The sequence below is a fragment of the Salinicola sp. MH3R3-1 genome, assembly GCF_001937155.1.
Taxonomy (GTDB): domain Bacteria; phylum Pseudomonadota; class Gammaproteobacteria; order Pseudomonadales; family Halomonadaceae; genus Salinicola; species Salinicola halophyticus.
Genome location: NZ_MSDP01000001.1, coordinates 325,981 through 340,744, shown reverse-complemented (window position 1 = coordinate 340,744; position 14,764 = coordinate 325,981). Strand labels below are relative to the sequence as shown.

Sequence of the window (14,764 nt, the reverse complement as noted above, 5' to 3'; positions counted from 1 at the left end):
CTTACTTCTCTCATCCCGAAGAACAAGAAGAAAAGCGGACCAAACTTGGTTCAAGGTCAAACGAATCTTGACGAGTCGCTTGCCTCGATATGTCGTGACTGGCTGTCACGCGAGAACAAGCGCCCACATCAATTACCTGATCGATTGTTAAAGAGCGCCCCTACTTGAAGCGCTTCGCTTCTGCCGTCGAACCCAAGTGCTTGTCAGCGCTTGTTTTCTGGGCCGCCGTAAGGAGTGGCGTATTTTAAGGATCTGGGTGAGGATGTCAACGTCTTTCTTGTCGAATCCTGCCTGGCGCCGTTGCTGCTTAGCGGCGCCGATCCTTGAAGAACTGGGAAGCGATCTTACTGGCTTCACCGCCTTGCGTCAACCGATTTCTTCAATCAAATCAAACGCTTGGAATTCTTCTCGCTGTCCCCGAAAACCTCTCTCGGCGGCAGCGGATGCGTACTTTACGGGCCCGCCGCCGAGTTGGCAAGCCCCTGAGTCGAAAAAAGTGAAATCGATGGGAGGAGCCTGTCGCGATACATCCCCATCACTCGCCGGACAGGTGTTGATCCTTCAGCTTGACGTAGTTACCCGCGGTATAGCTGAAGAATTCGCGCTCGGCGGCCTTGAGTTCACGCAGCGGCTTGGCGGGATTACCCGCATAGACATAACCGCTTTCCAGCACCTTGCCCGGCGGTACCATGGCGCCAGCGGCAATGATCACTTCTTCCTCGACTACGACACCGTCCAGCACCACGGCGCCCATTCCGATCAGCACTCGGTTGCCGATCCTGCAGCCATGCAGCGTGGCCTGATGGCCAATCGTGACTTCGTCCCCGATCACCAGCGGATGGCCGCCGGGGTTAAAGTCGCTGGCGTGAGTGCAGTGCAGCACGCAGCCATCCTGCACGCTGGTCCGCGCGCCGATACGAATGCGATGAACGTCGCCGCGAATGACCGCCATCGGCCATACCGAGCAATCATCGCCAAGCGCAACGTCTCCCAGCACCACACTGGTGTCATCGATGAACACCCGCTCACCGAGACTGGGCGTGACGCCCTGAAAAGTTCGAACGGCCATCATGGCTACTCCTGTCGCCGGGTTATTCAGTATGCCGGGAGCTCCCCAAAATACTGGAAGCCACCCCAAAGCGCGTTGCCTACATCAGGCTCGTCATCAACACGACCACGGTCAGCGGAATCGAGACGTAACGTACCAGCCCTCGCCAGAGACGAAATCCGCCGGGGCTGATACCCATCGCCGCCACGGCAGCTTCCCGGGACATCCGCCACGCTGCGAAGATGGCGATCAGCAAGCCTCCGATCGGCAGAAAGATGTCCGGCGGAATGGTCGACACCAGCGTGAAGAAGTTCATCTCCCCTACCCAATGCACCTCCGACAGCGTCGAGAACGACAATACCGACAACAACCCTACCAGCCATACCAGTGATCCAATCAGAATAGCAGCCCGGCTCCGTCGCCACCCGGCCCCCACCAGCATCGACACCATCGGCTCGGCCAGGTTGATCGACGAGGTCCACGTTGCGACGAGCAGCAGCAGGAAGAATGCCCCCAGCCATATCTGGCCGCCCGGCAGTTCGCTGAAGGCGATCGGCAAGGTGACGAACATCAGCCCCGGCCCCTCGCTGGGATCGAGACCATGAGTGAAAACGACCGAAAAGATGGCGATACCGGAAAGCAGCGCCACGGCGATATCGAGCAGCGCCACGGCGAACACCGCCTTCGGCAGGCTCTGCTCGTCGGGCATATAGGCACCGTAAGCCATCAGCGCACAGGCACCCACCGCCAATGTGAAAAAGGCATGCCCCATGGCATTGAGCACCACGCTCCAGGTGATCGCGGCAACGTTGGGGGTGAACAACCAGTGCAAGGCCGGGCCGAAACCGGGCGTCGTGATGGCGTAACCGCCGAGAACGATCAGGACGCCGTACAACAGCGGCATCATCACGTTGTTGAGCTTCTCGATGCCGTTGGCGACACCGGCTGCCACCACCGACATCGTCAACAGCATGAACAGGGTGTGATTGAAGGTCATACGCAGCGGGTCGGCCAGGAAAGCATCGAAACTCGCGCCGATCTCCTGCGGCGAGCGACCCACGAAGCTGCCGTTAACCGCACTCACCAGATATTCGATCGACCAGCCGGAGACGACCGAATAAAACGACAGGATGAAGAACACGGTGATCGCCCCGAAGAGCCCCAGCCATTTCCAGTGGCGGCTGACATCGGCTTCTTCCGCCAGGAACGCCAGCGCCTGCATCGGGCTGCGGCGGCCGGCGCGCCCGATCATGATCTCCGCCATCATCATCGGCAGCCCAAGCAGCAGCACGAACACGATATAGAGAAGCAGAAACGCCGACCCGCCGTTCTCGCCGGTCATGTACGGAAAACGCCAGATATTGCCCAGACCGACGGCTGCACCGGTAACCGCCAGAATAAAAGCTCGGCGGGACTGCCAGCGCTCCAGAGTTTCACTCATTAGTGAGGACCTTTATCGAACGGGTTGCGGCCGCCGGCGACAAGCGAATTGCCAGGTGCGCGGCTGGCGCGAAAGCGCGGAGAGCCTATCAGGCCGCTGGCGAGGGGCCAATCGAGCGAAGCCTCCCCCGCTGAATCGTTGAAACCGGGATGGCGATCCGGATTGAAACCGGCTTCGGCTCCCCCCATATAGCAAGGCATCGATTTCTTCGTCCGAGGTGACCATGTCGAATAATCCGCTGCTCGAGCATCATACCCTGCCGCCATTCGAAGCGATTCGTGCCGAACACGTCGTTCCGGCCATCGAAAAAATCATTGCCGACAACCGGCAGGCCATCGAGACGCTCGCCCAGCAGCAGGATGTGAGCTGGCAGTCGCTGGCCGCGCCGCTGGAAGCACTCGACGACCGCCTTTCCCAAGCCTGGTCACCGGTTTCCCACCTCAATTCGACGATGAACAGCGATGCGCTGCGCGACGCCTATCAGCATTGTCTCGCCATGCTCTCCGAGTACAGCACCTGGGTCGGTCAGAACACTGCGCTATTCCAGGCTTTCGAGCGACTCCACCAGAGCGACGAATTCAGCGCACTCGATGCGGCGCAGCGCAAGGCAATCGATAATACCCTACGCAACTTCCGTCTGGCGGGCGTCGATCTGCCGGCCGCCGAAAAGAAACGCTATGGGCAGATCCAGGCGCGCCTGTCGGAACTGGGCAACACCTTCTCCAATCAGCTACTCGATGCCACGCAGTCCTGGCACCGCGACTTCGATGATGCCGAACGTCTGACCGGCTTGCCGGAAAGCGCGCTGGAGATGCTGAAGGCCAACGCCGAAGCCAAGGGTGTTTCCGGTTATCGCATCACTCTGGACGTTCCCAGTTTTCTGCCGGTCATGACGTTTGCCGAGGATCGCGAGCTGCGTCGCGAGGTCTACACCGCCTACGTGACGCGCGCCTCCGATCAGGGCCCCAAAGCGGGCGAAAACGACAACGCACCCGTGATCGAGGAGACGCTGGCACTGCGCCAGGAGCTGGCGAAGCTGCTCGGCTTCGACACCTACGCCGACTATTCGCTGGATACCAAGATGGCCGAAAGCCCCGAGCAAGTGCTGGGCTTCCTCGACGATCTCGCCGAACGCGCCCATCCTCAGGCGCAGCAGGAGTTCAACGAACTCGAAGCCTATGCCAAGGAGACGCTCGGTCTCGACGCCCTGAAGCCATGGGACACCGCTTTTGCCAGCGAGAAGCTGCGTCAGGCACGCTACGATATTTCACAGGAACAGCTGCGCCCCTATTTTCCGGCGCCGCGAGCCGTCGAAGGACTGTTCAGCGTCACTGACAAGCTTTACGGGATCCGCATGGCGGAAAACCCGGAAGCGCCAAGCTACCACCCCGATGTCCGCTACTTCGACGTGCTCGACGGCGACCGGCCGATTGCCGGCTTCTACCTCGATCTGTACGCCCGGGAGGGCAAGCGAGGCGGGGCCTGGATGGATGTCTGCCGAACGCGTCTCCAGCGCGAAGACGGCGAACTGCAACTGCCCGTCGCCTATCTGACGTGCAACTTCACCCCACCGGTCGGCGGCAAACCGGCCCTGCTGACTCACGATGAAGTGCTGACACTGTTCCACGAATTCGGCCACGGTCTGCACCACATGCTGACCCAACAAACGGTCGCGGACGTCTCCGGTATCAGCGGCGTCGCTTGGGACGCCGTCGAATTGCCGAGTCAGTTCATGGAAAATTTCTGCTGGGAACGCGAGGGTCTCGACCTGATCGCCGGCCATGTCGACACGGGCGAGAAGCTGCCCGACGAACTACTGGACAAACTGCAGGCCGCACGAAATTTCCAGTCGGCGATGCAGATGATGCGCCAGCTGGAGTTCTCGCTGTTCGATTTCCGGCTGCATCACGAATATCGCGAGCCCAGTTCCGCCGACATACAGGCGTTGCTCGACGACGTCCGCGCCAAGGCCTCGGTCGTTCCCACGGTCGATTTCAATCGTTTCCAGAACGGATTTGCCCACATCTTTGCCGGGGGCTATGCCGCCGGCTACTACAGCTACAAATGGGCCGAAGTGCTCTCCGCGGATGCCTACAGCGCCTTCGAGGAAGCCGGGATTTTCGATGCCGAGACGGGTCGTCGTTTCCGCGAAACAGTTCTCGAACAGGGCGGATCGCAGGAAGCGGCAGAGCTGTTCCAAGCCTTCCGCGGCCGCGAGCCGAGCATCGACCCCTTGTTGCGCCATTCCGGCATCGAACCGCGCCGCGTCGCTTAGACACGCGATGCCTCGAGCGGATGCCCACCGGCATCCGCTCATCAATTTTGAGGTAACTCATGCCCCAGACACCCAAGCGTTTCATCGCCGGCGCGATCTGCCCGCGCTGTTCCGCCATGGACCGCATCCGCTCGTGGGAACAGAACGGCATCCGCTATCGCGATTGCGTGAGCTGCGACTTCTTCGAACAGCTGCCGATCGAGGACGATACGATTCCCGAAGTGCCCACCCGGGTCAATCAGCCTCGGGAACGCCAGCGACCGGCCAGCGAGGAGATCACGCCGGTACGCATTCTCGATCCCAAGAAGCCGCACTGATCGTGGTATTCATCTTGGCATTCAGCCCGCGTCAGGCAGAGGCGACTCGCTCGACCAGTTGAACGAGATGGTCGTCGTGCCAATCCGGCACGCCCTCGATCTTCGGATCCATCGCCTTGCCTGGCCGCGCGATGAAACCGGTGCGCAGGCCGGCGGCATGGGCACCGACGAGATCCCAGCTGTGGGCGGCAATCATCACCATCTCGCTGGGATCCACCGCCCAGTGGGCTGCCGCGTGCTGATAGGGCTCCGGCGACGGTTTGTATCGTTCGACGCTCTCCACGCTGAGAATGGCATCGAAGTAGTCGGCCAACCCGGCATGCGCCAGCTGCTGGTGGGCGGCCTTCAGCGCGCTGTTGGTCAGAGCGGTCAGCGTGTGCCCCTGATCACGTAGTGTCGCCAGTGCCGTCGCGGCATCGCCGTGGGCGGGCATCGTGAGAATACCCTCGATCAACACCTGCTCGTCGGCGGTCGAGATCGAGACGTCATGTTTGGCCCCGAGCTGGCGCAAGGCGCTCTTTGCCAGCTCGGCGAAGGGCTCGAAACGACCGATCAGGTTGGTCGTCATCCACGCCTCCTGGAGCGTCAGAAACCACTCCGGGCGATGCCCGTCCTGACCGAACCAGCGGCGGAACAGGGGATCGAGTGAACTCGTGTCGAGCAGCGTTTCATTGACATCGAATACCAGATGCATCAAGACCTCCGGGTCACTGGAGAGAACGTTTCAAAGGCGGAAAGTGCTTTAGTGTAGAGTCCCGTTACGGATCGCGCCCGCCGCTCAGTGCCAGAGCGCCAGGCCCTGAGCGACCACCTGACGCAGTGCCGTAAACGAGGGCAACCAACTGAGCAGGTGCGCCGACACCAGCACCAGCATCAACGCGCTGCCCGGCGCTCGCCAGCTGAAGAGCTTGAGCGCCGTGCCGAACGAGCGTTTGAACCGCGCCCCGGTGAGATCGACGCTGTAGCATTCGTCCAGCGTCAGATGGATAACGAATCCCAGCGTCAACGCCAGCCCGTGGATCCAGGCCAACCGCTCCGACTGCCCCATGACGGAAAAGCTGATCGCCGCCGTCGAGAGACCGCTGACGATCGCCGCCAGCAACGAGTGCCAGAGCCCGCGATGGACGGTAAAGCGAGAAAACAGGGCGCCGGCCAGATAGCGCATGCCGAAGTAGGCGCCCCCGCAGGCAGCGAAAAGATAGGCCGGGGTCACCCGATGCTGGAGAATCAGCACCGCCACGATGACGGCGACGACCGCCAGAATATTGAAGATCAGGCGAATGGCCTGGGACTGGTCCGCATCGATGTCCGGCAGAATCCCGCCGAATGCCACGAGCAGGGCCACCGCCAACGCTTGCCAACCGTTCCACTGCCCTGCCTGCCAACCGGCCTGGGCAACCGCTGCCCCCCCGACACTCGCCACGCCGAAGTGAGTTCGAAAATTGGCCATCGGCCCGAGCGCCCCATAACTGGATAAATAAACAGATTATGGCGCGATAGCCGTTCTTAAAACAATAGCTTACGAACAATGAATCCGAGTGCCGGCTTGGCTCGAGCTAAAGACGGCCCTGCCGATGACAGAGCCGTCCTGGAACACACGAATCTTGCGGGTAGACGTATCAGCTGCCTTCGATGACCCCACAGGCTACGCGGCTGCCGCCGCCGCCAAGCTTGGGCTGGTCGGAGTAGTTATCGCCCCCTTCATGGATCATGAAGGCATGACCGCTCAAGTCAGACTCCTTCAGCCGGGGAGCCAATACTGGCGTGGTGGCATTGCCGTCCTCGTCGACCATCAGCGCGGGAAGATCGCCGAGGTGGCCTTCATCACTGTAAGGCCCTTGGTGAGTACCGGTTTCTTCTGGATCGAAATGGCCTCCAGCCGCGCCGGCCGGCGTCACCTCACCGTCACTCTTGCTCGTCTCGCAGCTGGCGTTCTGATGAAGGTGGAATCCGTGAATTCCGGCGTTCAGATCGGAGAGATCCGGGGTCAGCAACAAGCCGTGATCGGTATCTTCGGCCATTACGGTGCCAACGCTATCACCGACACCGTCCTTGGAAACCGAACGCATCTCCACGCGGGTCTGCGCCTGGGTTGCAGCGCTCATGGTCATTGCCAGACTGGCGCCGAGCGCCAATAGTGTCTTGTGTCGCATCTCGTTCTCCTGTCCGTGGTGAATCTCGCTGCAAAATAGACTGTCGGCAAGATCCTGCTCAACGCCGATTCCGGCGCTGACTCCTTTCAACCTAGCCAATAGCCGCCATGAACGCGAACGGGCCAGCGCCTGGAGCGCTGGCCCGTTTTCCTTGCCTGTCGAACCCCGCGAGCGGGGACCGGGTCAGGACAGATTGTCGAGCACCCTCAGGGTAGGAGCCGACTGATTGAGCGTGTAGAAATGCAGCCCCGGCGCGCCGCCATCCAGCAGCCGATGGCAGAGGTTAGAGACCACCTCGGTGCCGAAGTCCTGGATGCTCTCGCTATCGTCGCCGTAGGACTCGAGCTGTTTGCGAATCCAGCGCGGAATATCGGCGCCGCAAGCATCGGAAAACCGGGCCAGCTTGGTGTAATTGGTGATTGGCATGATGCCCGGCACGATCGGCGTCTCGATCCCCATCCCGCGCACACGATCCACGAAATGAAAGTAGGCGTCGGCGGTAAAGAAGTACTGCGTGATCGCCAGGTCGGCCCCCGCCTTCGCCTTGCGGGCGAAGTTTTCCAGATCCCGCTCGAAACTCGGCGCCTGAGGGTGGGCTTCCGGGTAGGCTGCCACGGCGATCTCGAAATGGTCGCCGGTTTCGGATCGGATGAACTCGACGAGCTCGTTGGCGTAGCGCAGCTCGCCGGCACCGCCCATACCCGACGGCAGATCACCGCGCAGCGCTACCAGGCTATCGATCCCCTCCTCACGGTAGGTTTGCAGCAGCTCTCGCAGCGCACTCTTCTCGCTGCCGATACAGGAGAGATGCGGTGCCGTGTTCACGCCGCTGCGCCGAACCTTATTGACGGTGTCGAAAGTACGCGCCTGGGTGGAACCCCCAGCGCCGTAGGTGACGGAAAAAAAGCGCGGGCTGCGTGCGGCCAGCGCGTCACGCACGCCACCGAGTTTCTCTCGCCCCGCATCGGTATTGGGAGGGAAGAATTCGAAGCTGATGCCCAGCGATGGCTGCGTGCTCATGAGCGATACTCTTTTCGATACTAGCCGGTTTCGATACTAGCCGGCGTGGCGCTACGCCGGCCGAGTGCGCCGTCCCCGATCGGACCCTGCCGGCAACGACCACCAGTGGTGAATTGAAGACTGAATAACGGCGATTTTGCCTGCACCGGCCGGCGACAGCCAATGAAACTTTCCCGACCGATCATGAGTCCCGGTCATCCCGGGGCCGCGGGCACCCTCTCGCGATCGCTCATTTACGGGTGTGTGGCCATTCACAGGTATATGGCCATTCACAGATATATGGCCACTCACAGGTGCACGATCATTCACAGGTACACGGCCAATTCAGGGATGCACGACCATGCCGTGATTGCACTCCCCGCCGGTCAGGCAGTCCCGCGTTTCGACTTGCAGTGTCGCATGCTGAATGCCGAATCGCGTCTGCAGCACGTTGTAGGCGCGCTCGATCACGCTGTCGTGCAGTTCCGGTGCCTCGATGACCAGATGGACGCTGAGCAGGGGATCCTGCGGGGTCAGCCCCCAGACGTGAATGTCATGCAGGCCCTTGACGCCTTCGACACCGAGCAGAGCGTCACGGATCTGCGCAATATCGACCCCCTCCGGCGTGCCCTCCAGCAGCGTATGAGACGAGCGCCGCAGGATCTTCCACGCCGCGCGCAGGATCAGCGCTGCCGCGAGCATCGACAGCAGCGGATCGATCGGCATCCAGCCGGTGAGCATGATCACGACGGAGGCGACGATCGCCGCCACGGAACCCAACAGGTCGCCGATGACATGAAGGACGGCACCGCGCAGGTTGAGATTTTCCTGATCGCCACCGTGCAGAATCTTGAAGACCACGAGATTGATGAGCAGGCCGAGCACCGCAATGACCAGCATCGGTCCGGCCAACACCTCCGTCGGTTGCGTGAAGCGCTCGATCGCCGCAATCAGGATCCATACCGAAATCGCCACCAGCGTCAGACCGTTGACGAAAGCCGCGAGCACCTGGAAGCGCTGATAGCCGAAGGTACGCAATTTGTCGGGCGCCCTATCGCCGATATAGAAAGCGAACAGCGCCAGACCCAGCGAGAAGCTGTCGCTGAACATGTGCCCGGCGTCGGCCAGCAGCGCCAGGGAGCCGGAGATCCAGCCGCCGATCACCTCGGCCAGCATGAAGCCTGCGGTCAGGATCATCGCCAGCTTGACACGTTTGGCACTATCCGCGGTCACGGTAGGCGCATGGTCGTGCGAGTGACCGTGGTCATGGTGAGAGTGATCGTGTTCGTGCGAGTGATCATGATGTCGAGAATGATCGTGGTCGGTCATGAGACCTGTCCTGCCTGGAATGTGCTCGAATCTTAGCCCAAGACCCCGACGCTATTGTATTACACAGCCCCGCCATCGATATCTCTGGGCCAACTCGCGGCTATCGACTACGTTGAGATCACGACAGTGAAGCGCCGCGACATCATGTCGATGTTGCGCGGTCATCTTGGCGCCGCACTTATTGTCATCGCTGTACTTATTGTCATCACGGAGGAGAAGCATGAGCGAACAGACATTCTTGACCGATATTCAGACAATTCGCGAACGTGCGCGTCAGCACATCGAGAATGGCGCGGTCACCGAAGGTTATACCGCCGATCGCGAAACGGTCATCAAAATCCTCAACGAAGCCCTGGCCACCGAAATCGTCTGCGTGCTGCGCTACAAGCGTCACTACTACATGGCAGACGGGCTCAGTTCGAGCATCGCCAAGGACGAGTTCCTGGAGCATGCTCAGGAAGAGCAGCAGCACGCCGACCAGCTGGCCGAACGGATCACCCAGCTGGGCGGTGCTCCCAACTTCTCACCCGAGGGGCTGCTGAGCCGCTCGCACTCCGAGTACGCTGAAGGAGAAACGCTGGAGGAGATGATCAAGGAAGATCTGATCGCCGAGCGCATCGCCATCGACAGTTATCGCGAGATCATCAACTACCTGGGCGACAAGGACCCGACATCGCGTCGGGTGATGGAAGATATTCTTGCCCAGGAAGAGGAGCATGCCGACGATATGGCGTCACTGCTCGAAGGCGTCAGAACCAAGACCTAGCGTCGATGTCACTTCGGCCCTCGAGCAGGCAATTCACACCCCGTAGCCGCGGGGTGTGTCATCGGCTTTCGTCGAAGCGCGACGATCAATCTCCGCGGCCCGGGCGCTGGCGCCAGAGGTCCCAGGCGATACCGGATGCAATCCCGATGCCGATTCCCCAGCCCCATTCGGCCGTTGCCGCCCATACGGCGACACCGACCACAATCCCTATCAACGACCCTTGCATGTCAGCCCCACTCGATGGATGTCCTGTGACGGTGTCAGCACTAAGCGTCATTGATGCTACCAGTTATCACGCCCGCATGGCCTCGCCAGACAGTCGCGACGACCAACTAAGTGCTCACGAGGATGGTCACGGCGAGGTGACACCCGATCAAGATGTTTAGAGAGAATGCGCGGAGAGAATAAGAACGACGCTCGTCACCTACGTTAACTACGTTAACAAAGGGTAAACGACCGGATTCGACCGAGACGACTCGAAGGGCGAGCTGGCAAAAACAGGGGAGAAAGCGGAAGGAAGTGTGTACAGCTATGGACGCCCACTCCCGCATTCCTTTGCGATAAGAGCCACTTGGCTAAGTGGGCAATTCAAGAATGGACTGTAAACAGCTGCCATCCAAGGTAGTTTTCGTACTTCCCCGATCGATTTTGCTAATCGCAAAACTTAAGTGTTCTTAATCATAAGCTTATAAGTGACTGACGATTCAATAAAAGATGTAACTTTTTGCAATGCATTCGGATCCCGTCGGTTGACCGACATCACGCTTGCGCAAGCGCCTCGATCGCTGGCAAATCTGACACGGTGAACGCCACTCAGCGCCAACTTCTGCCCGGATATGGCGGAAGAGAGTGGGAGTCGAACCCACCAGGGACCGCTGGCAGCCCCTCCAGGAGTTGAAGTCCTGTCGCCCCACCGGGGAACGATTCTCTTCCAGGGCTTCGACTCGTGAAAGTCGAACTCCATCAGTCGAATAGCATATCGCCTCGGATCACCTTGTGACCATCTCCGATTCGCCGGGTGAAGCCCACACGATCGAAAAACTCGAGTATCGCGACGGCCAATTTCCGCCCACAGCCGATACCATCACGGAAATCCGAGGCAGTGGCACCGACCGGCGAACAGGCATCGAGCTCGCGGACCCGGTCGGCCAGTTCGGCCACGTGACATGCCAGAAAGAAATGATCCTGGCGCAACTGATAGACCTCCCCCAGCAACGCCGCGTTATGCAGCAGCCTTCGCGTTTCGCGCTCATCCCACGCGAGCCGTTGCGCAATATCGCGCACCCGCGGCGGCTCGAACGGGGAGGCCGCCAGCTGGGGGCGCACGAGCTCCCACCGCGCCAGATCCGCTTCCGCCATCGTGGCGCGGTGCGTCGTCAGCGCCACGAACGGGCCGTGTTGCACGATCGTTCCCTGGGCGACCCATCGTTCCAGCAACGGTCGAAATAGATCGGGCGGCAGGCGCGGCGCACTCATTCGACGCAGCCGGTCGATCTCCGCCCCTCGCATGGCGGGCTCCTGATCGTGGACGGCCGTCAGGCAGTTCAGGACCTGGTCGTAAAGGGACATCAATGCCGACGCCAGGAAAGCGAAGCGAGTGGCGCGATTCGCGATCACCTGCCATCCGCTACGCTGCGCGGAGGCCTGCAGTGTCTCCGTAGGCAGATCGAGGTTGGCCGCCAGCGCATCGAGATCGATACCCTCGCCATCGTCGATATTCGCCCACAGCTCGTCGATCGACGGCACTTCCGAGGCGCCGGGCAGGATCGATCGCAGCGCACTCAGCCAGCGAAGACGCGCAGCCTTGCGGGCGCCTCGACGCGGCGGCGCGACATCCAGTACCCGGGCGCCGGCCAGTGTGTGGCGAGCGCCCTGATCTCGAACGACCACAATATCGCCATGGACCGTCTGAAGCGGCGAATCCAGCACCAGTTGCGCCAGCATCGTGCCATTCGCAGCCAACACCTCGCCCTCCAGCAGCGACAGCCGCCCGGTGACATGCGCGCTGACATGATGCAGATGAACCGGCATCCAGTGGGTGAGTTCTGGAGTCTCGGGCAACGCCTTAAGCGTGACGTCCAGGCGGACGCGATCCTCCACCCGGGAGCGCTCGGCGACGACCCAGTCACCACGCTCCAGCCGACCACGTTCGATATCGGCCCCGCTGAGATTGATGGCACAGCGATCGCCACGCTTTGCGGTTTCCACGTCGCGATTCTGACAGCGCAGGCCACGCACACGAGCCGTCAGACCGGCCGGTAGCAATTTCACCCTGTCGCCGCTCGAAAGCTGGCCACTACGTACCGTCCCCGTCACCACCACGCCGGCTCCTTGCTTGACGAAGACCCGGTCGACAGCCAGCCGGAAACGGCCCGAACCGGCAGACGCCATCGCAGCGGATGAAGAAGCGCCGCCCTGGGAAAGGTCGCTCGCTGTCGTCCACAGCACATGCCGGAGGGCGTCTATCCCCTCTCCCGTCGTGTTGGAGAGCGGAAAGATCGGTGCCCCGGAAAAAGGCGTTGCGGCCAACCACGCCCGCAGTTCCTGCGTTATCTGTGCCACGCGTGCAGGCTCGACGCGATCGATCTTGGTCAGCGCTACCCACGCCCGTGTCACCCCCAGCAGCTCCAGAATCCGCGCATGCTCGACGGTCTGCGGCATGATGCCGTCATCGGCAGCGACCACCAGCAGCATGGCTTGGATGCCGGCAGCGCCGGACAGCATATTGGCGATGAAGCGTTCGTGGCCGGGCACATCGATGAACCCCAGCGTCACGTCACCGTATTGCGGTGGCGGGTCGGGATAGGCGTAGCCCGCTTCGATGGTCAGTCCGCGTGCCTGCTCTTCCTTCAAGCGGTCGGTGGCGATCCCGGTCAGGCCCTGGATCAACGCCGTCTTGCCATGATCGACGTGACCCGCCGTGCCGACGATCATGGCATGCCATCCCACAGGGCCGGGATATCGTCGAGCTGTACCACGAATCGACGCTCGTCCGCTTCATCATGCAGACAGCGCAGATCCAGCCACACTGCCCCGTCGTGCACCCGCCCGATCACCGGGCGCGGCAGCGCACGAAGTACACGCTCGAGGCGGGACAGCTCACGACTCCCTCGACCTCGCAGCACCAGGGCGCGGCTATCGAGCCGATCCACCGGCAGCGAGCCACTGCCCAGTTGGCTACGACAATCCCGGCAGGCGACCTCGGCGATGCCGTCGAACGCGGCCTGCATCGCCGGCAGCAGGCGCTCCGCCTGCTCGGCAATCGTGTCGATACCGCGGGACAGCATCAGCAGAGTGGGGAGGGATCGTGACGGCGCGTCACTGTCTCGATAGCATCGGAGCGTCGCTTCCAGTGCCGCCAGCGTCAGCTTGTCGCAGCGCAAGGCTCGCTTGAGCGGATGCGTCTTCAAGCGATCGATCAGTTCGCGCTTGCCGACCACGATGCCCGCCTGCGGCCCGCCGAGCAGCTTGTCGCCGCTGAACGTGACCAGATCGGCACCGGCCGCGATCGCCTCCGCCGGCTGTGACTCGTGCGGCAGGCCCAGCGCGCGAAAGTCGGTCAGCGCGCCGCTACCCAGATCGATCATGAACGGGATGCCGTGGTCGTGGGCGATAGTGGCGAGTTCGTGCTCTGGCACGCTGCGGGTAAAACCGGTAATCACGTAGTTCGATGTGTGCGCCTTAACGATCAGCCCGCTGTCGTCACCGAGCGCCTGGCGAAAATCCCGAGCATGGGTGCGATTGGTGGCGCCGACCTCCACCAGCCGGCAACCGGCGGCGGACATGACGTCGGGGATCCGAAAAGCACCGCCGATTTCGATCATTTCCCCGCGAGAGATCACCGCCTCGCGCCCGGCGGCGAGCGCGGTGAGTGCCAGCAGCACCGCGGCGGCGTTGTTGTTGACCACTGTGGCCGCTTCGGCCCCGGTCAGTTCGATCAGCAGATCTTCCACCAGGCGGTCGCGATCGCCGCGTCGGCCCTTTTCCAGATCGTATTCCAGCGCGATGGGATGGCGCGCGGCCTGGACCACCGCCTCGATGGCTGACTCGGAAAGAGGCGAACGCCCCAGGTTGGTGTGGATGACGGTGCCGGTGAGATTGAAGACCGGCCGGGTATTGGGCCGGGCCAAAAGCTCGAGTCGAACGATGATCGCTGCGACCAGACCGCTCTCCTCTGGCCGTTTGGCACCATCGACAGCGTCTGAAACACTGTCTTCAGTGGCCGAGCCCGCACTCAAGCGCTGGCGATATTGCGCGAGCGTGTCGCGAATGGCACGGGTCAGCAGCCGGTCGCCATGTTGCTGCCGCCATGGCCGCAGTTCGGCATGCTCGAGCAGTATCGTTACCCCCGGCAACTGGCGGCGAAGATCCATCGATGAGTCGATCGTGTCGGGCATGACGGGCTCGAGGTCGCTGACTGTGACCTCGATTTAATC

General features: G+C 61.6%; 12 protein-coding genes and 1 tRNA gene. 3 read left to right on the top strand and 10 right to left on the bottom strand.

Features of this window, described 5'->3' with window-relative positions; genetic code table 11:
• Positions 1-535: 535 nt before the first annotated feature.
• Both BTW08_RS01555 and BTW08_RS01550 read right to left on the bottom strand, forming a co-directional pair.
• Positions 536-1,069: a gamma carbonic anhydrase family protein gene (locus BTW08_RS01555; protein ID WP_075560760.1), complete on the bottom strand. Its 534-nt coding sequence runs from the start codon at positions 1,067-1,069 to the stop codon at positions 536-538.
• A gap of 79 nt (positions 1,070-1,148) precedes the next feature.
• On the bottom strand, positions 1,149-2,489 hold the full coding sequence (locus BTW08_RS01550; protein ID WP_075560734.1) for a sodium-dependent transporter: 1,341 nt from the start codon (positions 2,487-2,489) through the stop codon (positions 1,149-1,151).
• Between the two features lie 223 nt (positions 2,490-2,712).
• Between BTW08_RS01550 and prlC the strand changes: the two genes are divergently transcribed.
• Together prlC and BTW08_RS01535 are read left to right on the top strand one after the other, a co-directional pair.
• Positions 2,713-4,764, top strand: coding sequence for an oligopeptidase A (gene prlC / locus BTW08_RS01540; RefSeq protein ID WP_075560732.1), 2,052 nt, complete (start codon positions 2,713-2,715; stop codon positions 4,762-4,764).
• A gap of 59 nt (positions 4,765-4,823) precedes the next feature.
• Positions 4,824-5,081: a YheV family putative zinc ribbon protein gene (locus tag BTW08_RS01535; protein ID WP_075560731.1), complete on the top strand. Its 258-nt coding sequence runs from the start codon at positions 4,824-4,826 to the stop codon at positions 5,079-5,081.
• A 31-nt stretch (positions 5,082-5,112) separates the two neighbouring features.
• Here the strand turns inward: BTW08_RS01535 and BTW08_RS01530 are convergent, their stop codons facing one another.
• The 5 genes from BTW08_RS01530 to BTW08_RS01510 all read right to left on the bottom strand — a co-directional run bounded on the left by BTW08_RS01530 (position 5,113) and on the right by BTW08_RS01510 (position 9,562).
• A complete protein-coding gene (locus BTW08_RS01530; RefSeq protein WP_075560730.1) occupies positions 5,113-5,775 on the bottom strand; it encodes a haloacid dehalogenase type II in 663 nt (220 codons plus the stop codon).
• An 84-nt stretch (positions 5,776-5,859) separates the two neighbouring features.
• On the bottom strand, positions 5,860-6,531 hold the full coding sequence (locus BTW08_RS01525) for a metal-dependent hydrolase (protein ID WP_075560729.1): 672 nt from the start codon (positions 6,529-6,531) through the stop codon (positions 5,860-5,862).
• 169 nt (positions 6,532-6,700) lie between these two features.
• Positions 6,701-7,234 (bottom strand): superoxide dismutase family protein, encoded by a 534-nt coding sequence (gene sodC, locus BTW08_RS01520; protein ID WP_075560728.1) that lies wholly within the window; start codon positions 7,232-7,234, stop codon positions 6,701-6,703.
• A 183-nt stretch (positions 7,235-7,417) separates the two neighbouring features.
• Positions 7,418-8,254 (bottom strand): methylenetetrahydrofolate reductase [NAD(P)H], encoded by an 837-nt coding sequence (metF, locus tag BTW08_RS01515; RefSeq protein ID WP_075560727.1) that lies wholly within the window; start codon positions 8,252-8,254, stop codon positions 7,418-7,420.
• 324 nt (positions 8,255-8,578) lie between these two features.
• Positions 8,579-9,562: a cation diffusion facilitator family transporter gene (locus BTW08_RS01510; RefSeq protein WP_075560726.1), complete on the bottom strand. Its 984-nt coding sequence runs from the start codon at positions 9,560-9,562 to the stop codon at positions 8,579-8,581.
• A gap of 220 nt (positions 9,563-9,782) precedes the next feature.
• Between BTW08_RS01510 and BTW08_RS01505 the strand changes: the two genes are divergently transcribed.
• Positions 9,783-10,328 (top strand): ferritin-like domain-containing protein, encoded by a 546-nt coding sequence (locus BTW08_RS01505; RefSeq protein ID WP_075560725.1) that lies wholly within the window; start codon positions 9,783-9,785, stop codon positions 10,326-10,328.
• An 837-nt stretch (positions 10,329-11,165) separates the two neighbouring features.
• Here the strand turns inward: BTW08_RS01505 and BTW08_RS19080 are convergent.
• The 3 genes from BTW08_RS19080 to selA form a co-directional block, all read right to left on the bottom strand.
• Positions 11,166-11,261 (bottom strand) — tRNA-Sec (locus BTW08_RS19080).
• 30 nt (positions 11,262-11,291) lie between these two features.
• Complete coding sequence (gene selB, locus BTW08_RS01500) at positions 11,292-13,262, bottom strand: selenocysteine-specific translation elongation factor (RefSeq protein ID WP_075560724.1); 1,971 nt, start codon at positions 13,260-13,262, stop codon at positions 11,292-11,294.
• Complete coding sequence (gene selA, locus BTW08_RS01495; protein ID WP_246837616.1) at positions 13,259-14,725, bottom strand: L-seryl-tRNA(Sec) selenium transferase; 1,467 nt, start codon at positions 14,723-14,725, stop codon at positions 13,259-13,261. Before selA ends, selB begins: the two co-directional genes overlap by 4 nt.
• Positions 14,726-14,764 lie beyond the last annotated feature (39 nt).

What these genes read in the sequence shown, in the direction of transcription:
- sodC (WP_075560728.1), bottom strand. Translation starts at nt 7,234, where the DNA reads ATGCGACACAAGACACTATTGGCGCTCGGCGCCAGTCTGGCAATGACC.
- metF (WP_075560727.1), bottom strand. Translation starts at nt 8,254, where the DNA reads ATGAGCACGCAGCCATCGCTGGGCATCAGCTTCGAATTCTTCCCTCCC.
- prlC (WP_075560732.1), top strand. Translation starts at nt 2,713, where the DNA reads ATGTCGAATAATCCGCTGCTCGAGCATCATACCCTGCCGCCATTCGAA.
- BTW08_RS01555 (WP_075560760.1), bottom strand. Translation starts at nt 1,069, where the DNA reads ATGGCCGTTCGAACTTTTCAGGGCGTCACGCCCAGTCTCGGTGAGCGG.
- BTW08_RS01550 (WP_075560734.1), bottom strand. Translation starts at nt 2,489, where the DNA reads ATGAGTGAAACTCTGGAGCGCTGGCAGTCCCGCCGAGCTTTTATTCTG.
- BTW08_RS01535 (WP_075560731.1), top strand. Translation starts at nt 4,824, where the DNA reads ATGCCCCAGACACCCAAGCGTTTCATCGCCGGCGCGATCTGCCCGCGC.
- BTW08_RS01530 (WP_075560730.1), bottom strand. Translation starts at nt 5,775, where the DNA reads ATGCATCTGGTATTCGATGTCAATGAAACGCTGCTCGACACGAGTTCA.
- selB (WP_075560724.1), bottom strand. Translation starts at nt 13,262, where the DNA reads ATGATCGTCGGCACGGCGGGTCACGTCGATCATGGCAAGACGGCGTTG.
- BTW08_RS01505 (WP_075560725.1), top strand. Translation starts at nt 9,783, where the DNA reads ATGAGCGAACAGACATTCTTGACCGATATTCAGACAATTCGCGAACGT.
- BTW08_RS01510 (WP_075560726.1), bottom strand. Translation starts at nt 9,562, where the DNA reads ATGACCGACCACGATCATTCTCGACATCATGATCACTCGCACGAACAC.
- BTW08_RS01525 (WP_075560729.1), bottom strand. Translation starts at nt 6,531, where the DNA reads ATGGCCAATTTTCGAACTCACTTCGGCGTGGCGAGTGTCGGGGGGGCA.
- selA (WP_246837616.1), bottom strand. Translation starts at nt 14,725, where the DNA reads ATGCCCGACACGATCGACTCATCGATGGATCTTCGCCGCCAGTTGCCG.